At 34.6% G+C, this 7,106-nt stretch carries 8 protein-coding genes; 4 read left to right on the forward strand and 4 right to left on the reverse strand.

The genetic code is table 11. The annotated features are described in order from the left end of the window. The 4 genes from HRT72_07125 to HRT72_07140 form a co-directional block, all read left to right on the forward strand. The coding region (locus tag HRT72_07125; GenBank protein NQY67478.1) for an acyl-CoA dehydrogenase at positions 1 to 409 on the forward strand (409 nt) is incomplete at its 5' end. A 100-nt stretch (positions 410 to 509) separates the two neighbouring features. Beyond that, positions 510 to 1,670, forward strand: coding sequence for a PQQ-binding-like beta-propeller repeat protein (locus tag HRT72_07130; protein NQY67479.1), 1,161 nt, complete (start codon positions 510 to 512; stop codon positions 1,668 to 1,670). A gap of 15 nt (positions 1,671 to 1,685) precedes the next feature. After that, positions 1,686 to 2,333 (forward strand): O-methyltransferase, encoded by a 648-nt coding sequence (locus tag HRT72_07135; GenBank protein ID NQY67480.1) that lies wholly within the window; start codon positions 1,686 to 1,688, stop codon positions 2,331 to 2,333. 47 nt (positions 2,334 to 2,380) lie between these two features. Beyond that, positions 2,381 to 3,514 (forward strand): hypothetical protein, encoded by a 1,134-nt coding sequence (locus tag HRT72_07140; protein NQY67481.1) that lies wholly within the window; start codon positions 2,381 to 2,383, stop codon positions 3,512 to 3,514. Between the two features lie 3 nt (positions 3,515 to 3,517). Here HRT72_07140 and HRT72_07145 read toward each other — a convergent pair whose 3' ends face one another. The 4 genes from HRT72_07145 to HRT72_07160 form a co-directional block, all read right to left on the reverse strand. Then, complete coding sequence (locus HRT72_07145) at positions 3,518 to 4,219, reverse strand: hypothetical protein (protein ID NQY67482.1); 702 nt, start codon at positions 4,217 to 4,219, stop codon at positions 3,518 to 3,520. A 144-nt stretch (positions 4,220 to 4,363) separates the two neighbouring features. Beyond that, on the reverse strand, positions 4,364 to 4,678 hold the full coding sequence (locus tag HRT72_07150) for a response regulator (GenBank protein ID NQY67483.1): 315 nt from the start codon (positions 4,676 to 4,678) through the stop codon (positions 4,364 to 4,366). Between the two features lie 202 nt (positions 4,679 to 4,880). Further along, complete coding sequence (locus HRT72_07155; GenBank protein ID NQY67484.1) at positions 4,881 to 5,228, reverse strand: Hpt domain-containing protein; 348 nt, start codon at positions 5,226 to 5,228, stop codon at positions 4,881 to 4,883. A 130-nt stretch (positions 5,229 to 5,358) separates the two neighbouring features. Then, positions 5,359 to 6,888 carry a GHKL domain-containing protein gene (locus HRT72_07160; protein NQY67485.1) on the reverse strand — a complete coding sequence of 510 codons (1,530 nt, stop codon included), beginning with the start codon at positions 6,886 to 6,888 and terminating at the stop codon, positions 5,359 to 5,361. Between the last annotated feature and the right edge of the window lie 218 nt (positions 6,889 to 7,106).

A 7,106-nucleotide genomic window follows, 5' to 3' on the forward strand; every position in this document is an offset into this window, starting at 1 on the left:
ATACATCTCAAACTTCAAAAAAGCTATACTAATGGTTGCAGGATCTGCTGCTCAAACCTTAATGATGGAGCTTCCTAACGAACAAGAAATCTTAATGAATATTGCAGATATGATCATCGATACATATATCGCTGAATCGATGCAATTAAGGGTTGAAAAAATGGTGCAACAGAAAAGTGAATACGAATGTGCTTTGCACATAGATATGCTTAGAACATATATTAACGACACAGCGGATAGAATCAACAAAAATGGTAGAGAAGCACTGAACTCTTTCGCTAGCGGAGACGAACAAAGAGTAATGTTAATGGGGATTAAGCGATTTACAAAAGTTGCACCGTTCAATGCAAAAGATGCAAGAAGAAGAGTTACTGAAAAACTTACGGGGAAAAACAAATATTGCTTTTAGTCTCATATAAAAGGACCTATTGATCAGTATAGACTCTATGCTTTTAATTTAAAGCAGTATTCTGTACCTTGTCGTACTATTAGTAACAAATATCTAGATATTGTTTCAAAAATTATCAAAATACGCTTTAGCGATTGGCTGTGTATCTATCATGGCTTCCGCTTTAATTATCCAAGGATGTAGTTCTTATAAAGGAGGAGCTAAAGGTAAAGATGAAGAAGCAAACTCATCTAAAAACACGATTTATCGTGGAAACGAAGGCAGAACTGGCGAATACGATAGCGTTATTCCTAAAAAACTAAAAGGTCTTAATTGGCAATTCAAAGCTGAAGGTCGTATTGCTACAAGTCCTACGGTAAGTAATGGCGTAATTTATTTTGGTAGCCAGGATAATAATTTATACGCTGTTGATATTGTCACGACTAAAGTTATTTGGAAGTTCCCTACAGCTGGTAAAGTAAATTCCTCGCCAACTGTGGCTAATGGAGTTATTTATTTCGGCAGTCTCGATAGTTATTTATATGCTGTCGAAATCAAAAAAGGAAAACTGAAATGGAAATTTAAATCTGGTGCTGGCATTATTTCTTCTCCTGTAGTATCGGATGAAATGGTTTACTTCGGAAGCTTAGATAACAATATGTATTCTGTAGATGAAAAGACTGGCGACATCAACTGGTTCTATAAAACAAATGGCATAATTGGTATAGGCTCCTCTCCTGCTGTCTCAAACGGATTACTTTATTTTGGCGCCTCAGATAATTACTTTCATGCTCTTAACATGAAGACAGGGAAAAGAGTTTGGAGATACGAAATAGGTGATCTTACAGCATCTACTCCTGCAGTATCAAACGGAAGTGTTTATTTCGCTTCATACAACCACATATTATATTCATTGGAGTCTATGACTGGTGAAGTTCAATGGAAATTCGAAACAGATGATATCGTATTATCTTCACCCAGTACTACCGGAAACACAGTTTTCATAGGCAGCTTTGATAATCATCTTTATGCCGTAGATAGAACTACAGGGAAAATGATTTGGAAAAACAAAACAGCTGGTGACATTGAAGCATCACCTTCTATTGCAGGAGATGTTATTGTATACCAAGATTCTAGAAGCAATGTTTATGCAGCAAATGTATCAGATGGTGAGGTGCTTTGGAATTATGAAACTATTGGAACTGCAGTATCAACAGCAGCCATTTCCGATACATGTATCTATATTGGCTGTAATGAGTCTTTCCTTTATAGTTTAAAATAAGAAGCCGATCCAACAATGAATTTTCTTGATCCGGCTATAGAGAATTTCGCAAAAAAATTTACCACTGAAGAATCAACACTTCTTAAAAAAATAAATCGAGATACGCATGCTAAAATATTAAGGCCTAGAATGCTTTCTGGCCATTTACAAGGGCAGGCTTTGGCTATGTTCAGCAGCATGATAAAGCCAAAATCAATTCTTGAAATCGGTACTTACACAGGCTATTCGGCCATTTGCCTGGTGGAGGGATTACAGGAAAACGGCGTCTTACATACTATAGAATCAAATGAAGAGCTAGAGTCCGTCTTTACTAAATACTTTAAAGAAGCGAATTTACAAGACATGATTAAGTCGTACATCGGTACTGCTTTGGATATAATCCCAACGATTAAAGGTCAGTTTGATCTGATTTTCATTGATGCGGATAAAAGTAATTACTCAAACTACTTTAACATTACCATTGATAAATTAAACGTAGGTGGGTATATAATTGCCGATAATGTACTTTGGAGTGGTAAAGTGATATCGCCAAAAGACGAACTTGATAGCGAGACTCTTGCCATCGTGAATTTTTGTGAACTTGTCGCTAATGATAGCCGCATGGAACAAGTTCTCTTTCCAATAAGAGATGGCCTACTTGTTTGTCGGAAAATTTCAGATTAATATCTTTACCGTTACCTTTATTTTTCTCTGGATAGACAATAAAATTCGTGAAAAACAGAATACTCATTATTACCGCTATTATACTTGTAATAGTCCCTGTTTGTCTATTTACACAATCTATCATGTACAATGCCGATACATTACGAAAGTACGGGCTCAACGAAATAATTCCAGCTACCGACAATCAATGGCAGTTAATCGAAACGTCTAACAATATAATCCAGATTAACACACCCGTTTTCCAAGTAGATACAATAATAAAATCTATGATGGGTAAAACAGAGAAATTGAAATTTCAATTTCAATATGCTGCTAAACCCCAACTTGCCTGGATTACTGGATACAAAGTCGAGGTTCGCGACAAAAGTGATAATGAGGTAGATATTTCGGGAACATACTTATGTCATAACAATCTCGACTATAATCCAGATGCTTTATACAAACATTGGAATTTACCTGATATGATAGACGTTCTATCCGGACGAATTGTTACCCTGGGTCCCGGTTACAATTCTATAGAATTTCCTAATGGATTTGGAATGCCTATTATGACGAATCAACAAATAAAAATTGCTGCACAACCTCTTAATTTAAATGACAAAAACATAGATAAACAACTCATTCAAAAATCATTCTTGAATTATTCCTTACATAATAAAGACAGTAAGCTTAAGCCGCTGTTCGGTGCATCAGCCTACATTAATAGACCTATAAAAGGAAACGATTTCGATGAGGTTAAATACAAAGATTGTAGACCTGCTATAAATGCAAACAAATTAAGTCATGCAACTAATGGCAATGTCACTTCCCATTGGGTTATAGAACCAGGAGAAGAAGTAACAAGAATGAATGTAACAGACCTTTTAAATCTCCCATTTAATACGACGGTACACTATATAGCAAGCCACTTACATCCTTATGCGGATTACATGTCACTTTACGATATAACCGATAGCATTTTAATTTTCAAGGCGGTTGCAACTAATTACAAAGAAAAATCAGGGATTAAAAAATTGCAACATTTCTCATCAGAAACAGGGATTATGATGTATCGTAGTCATCAATACGTGTTAGAATGCAAGACCAACAATACTACTACAGACAATCAAGATATGATGGCTGTACTATACTTATACTTATACGATAAAGAACTAGATAGAAGAATCAAAGAACAGAATTGATTACTACTCTAATAAGCCATTTGCATATTTCTCTTCTTTCTCTACCTCTCCATGTGCAGAATAATAAATCCACTTACCGTCTCTAACACAGTCAAATTTATGCTCTTCGTATGTGGATTCACCTTTTATGCGTAACTGACCGTTTTCATAATATTCTCTTGTTAAAAATCTTACACTACGATGGTTTGTCAATTTAAAAACATAACGGGGCGCTCCATTATTATAATTTTCCTGTTTAAGCGTATAATAATCTGAAGACTCGTGCATCTCTTCTATTCTAACCACTTGATTATCCTCCAACCTTTCCTCTAACCGATCTACGAATGTAAATTTGTATTGAGCATCCGATCTAACGATTCCGTTTGGATAAAACTTCAACATAGAGCTTCGGACATTATCAAAAGATTTAAACTGTCTTTCGAGTTGCTTATTCTTGTAGTAATTCTTATATATTTTGAGTTGTCCATCCTCGTAGTAACCTTTATGGAGTAACTCTCCACTAGTATAGTAATCCTCTATCCATCCATCACATGCATATCCATTATGAACTCTCACCGAATCTCCACCAACTAAACCATTCAATCGTTCATATACTTCAATCGCTCCATTACTATTCAAAACATCCTGTTCAGAATATTTTTCCGACTGAGCGAACAGTGCTCCATTAAAGGCAATAAAACTTAAAATCAAACATCCAACTTTCATGCATCACAAGTTCTAATTATTCATATATACGTTTATAAAGATTCGAATTCCATTGATTTTCGACTAATTTCTTACATCAGTAATCCCTTAAATATAATTAAGCGATGACAGTATTTCTTGTGAAGAGAACTAATAATTGAATACCTAAGCCGACCCGAACAAATATAGCTTTGTGATAATTATAGAGTAAATAACGAGTAAACCGATCAAACCATAATTTAGCATTCGATCTTTGTTACCAAGCAACGAACCAAATAAAGAATCTGAGGATTTTTTCTGCATCAGTTCTACCCTCATTTTAATTTCATTAAATGTTAAATTGTCTTTAGTAAGATAACCATCCGCACCTGCATTCATCAAATCTATAAGCAATTCGATATCTTTTTTAGCAGTAACTAGAATCACTTGAGTATTAGGGCTTATCTGTTTTATACGCTTTAAAGTATCTAACCCATTCATCCCGGGTAAACCATAATCTAGAAAGATAATTTTGGGTTAATCAGAGAGATGCTTTAAGCAATCCTCAGCATTTGTAAATTACCGAATTTTAATGTTCACATGATCTCGTAGATGATAATCCATCACCATGTTAAACATCTCGTCGTCTTCAACGAAATATACCAGGTTCTTACTACTCTTGAAAATGCTCAGAGACTACAGTCTATAGGGTTTTAACAAAATTCTCTATCCTTATGAATTCATTTTTAAGGAACGACATCGAATCGTCGTCAACCTCTTGTGTTTCTCTTATACTTGTTTCCAATGATCTTGCTACAGGGAAAAAGTTATCTGCTCCCACCACCTCGGCTGATCCCGCAATTTTATGCACCCAAAACTCGATTTTTTCTATATCGTTATCGTCTAACGCTTCGTATAGATTTGACATCGTTTGACTGCCCTCTTTCAAGAACAGGTTCATTACGAACTTAAACTCATCCTCATCATAATCATCTCTAAACACATCATTTATTGGCGACCTGTTTTCATTAATTTTAATTTTCACTTCCAAAACACCACTTTTATCGTTCTACATAATATTTTCAGAAATATTATCCTGAAAAAGCCTCATACTCAACTAAGATTATAATACGCAGTATCTGCAGATTAGGTTCGGAATTCTAGTTTATTTCCAAACAGAACTAGCCAAAGGGAAAAAATAGTTTAAACGTTGTTCCAACATTTACTTCACTTTCTACTTCTATTCTACCGCCATTGCTGTCCAATGTGTTTTTCACAATGGCTAACCCTATCCCACTCCCTTCGGTATGATCATGAAATCTACTGAACATAGAGAACATCTTATTTTTATGCCTTTCTAAATCTATCCCCAATCCGTTATCTGAAACAGTAACGACTACAAAATTATCTACTAATAAAGATTTTATTTTAATCTCAGGATTTCTCTTATCATGTTTATATTTAAGCGCATTATCTATCAAGTTTTGCATAATACTATTTAAACTTACTTCTGAAAAAACTATAGAATCTACTGCTGTAAAGTCAGTTTCAATTTTAGCATCAACTGCTTTTATTTTATCATCCAGCATCACTTTAACATCGTCTATAATACTCTGAAAAGGAATTTGAGCAAATTCCATTTCCTTAAATTTCTGAATTTTTGTAATGCCAACTAAATCATTAATTGTTTGAATAGACTGCTTCAAATTTCCTCTAATTCTACTGTGCAGGTCTGTCCTTTCCTCCTCGTCCAAATCTTCTTCTATTAAGATATTCATTAAACCCTGCATGTTATTCAAGGGCGTTTTCATGTCGTGCGATGCCACGTAAACAAACGAATCCAAATTCGCATTTATCTTTTTTAATTTTTCTTGTTCCTCAATTAAGTTATCCGTAATTATTTGTTCTTTCTTATATGTCTGAATGTAATCCATCGCCAAACCACTAAAAGGAACTACATAAGCAACTATTTTCAAAAAGTGAGCAATATTAAAATGGTTATCAAATAAGTTAGTAGAACCAAATGCCATGTGTATTTCAGTTACTACTTCAGGTACGGCCGAAACAATTAACGCATAAGAAAATAAAGACGGATGCTTTCTATGAAATTTCGGGTATAACCAAACCCCAGCGATAATAAAGAGAACAAGTGGAATGACATCATAAGGTCTTGTAATCAGTGCATCTGGATATTGCGTTTGTGGTAAAGTATCGCTATTCGCGCACATACTAATAATCGCATAAGCAACTACTCCAAATACAACACTCATAATTACAATAAACTGCACATTTGCTTTTACCTCCTTTATTTCTCTTCTAAATAGAATAACTCCAATTCCAACCATCATAATTAGTGCATTAAATATTCTACAGATGGCCCAAGTAAAAGGTATAAGATCTTTATTAGGCGCTGAGGCATCTATTAACCTTGCCGCAGCTAGTGTATGAAATGCATCCATACACCCCGCTGTAAAAAGAGCTACACCTATTATTGGAGTAGTTGCATCTTTTGTTATTGAAAAATGCACGAATGCCAATAACACCGTAAAAACAGCAGTAGAAAACGCACTCCACTCTAATATTGTATGTGTAAATGCACCAGTAAGTCGGTAGAACATGCTATCCAACAATTGGGGAGTAGTACGATTCTCTATGCCTTTTATATCAAATGGACGATAACTTGATGCAAAATCTATCCCTACTATATTCATCAGTAAAGGCAAGACACAAATGCTAACGAATATCCAAATAATACTCTTTGGTAATTTTGTAGAAAGCTGTTCCAAGTGCAATTATTTGATTAAAGAAACTAATATTCTATTACTAATATTCATGATTAAAGTTTCACCTGCAGGCACAAATCAGGCAACTAATTAATTCAATCCATGCATCTTCCAAGATTTATTATATTTGACGGACCGAACACAAT

It is taken from the genome of Flavobacteriales bacterium, assembly GCA_013214975.1.
Lineage (GTDB): Bacteria > Bacteroidota > Bacteroidia > DT-38 > DT-38 > DT-38.

What these genes read in the sequence shown, in the direction of transcription:
- HRT72_07145 (NQY67482.1), bottom strand. Translation starts at nt 4,219, where the DNA reads ATGAAAGTTGGATGTTTGATTTTAAGTTTTATTGCCTTTAATGGAGCA.
- HRT72_07135 (NQY67480.1), top strand. Translation starts at nt 1,686, where the DNA reads ATGAATTTTCTTGATCCGGCTATAGAGAATTTCGCAAAAAAATTTACC.
- HRT72_07150 (NQY67483.1), bottom strand. Translation starts at nt 4,678, where the DNA reads ATGAATGGGTTAGATACTTTAAAGCGTATAAAACAGATAAGCCCTAAT.
- HRT72_07160 (NQY67485.1), bottom strand. Translation starts at nt 6,888, where the DNA reads ATGAATATAGTAGGGATAGATTTTGCATCAAGTTATCGTCCATTTGAT.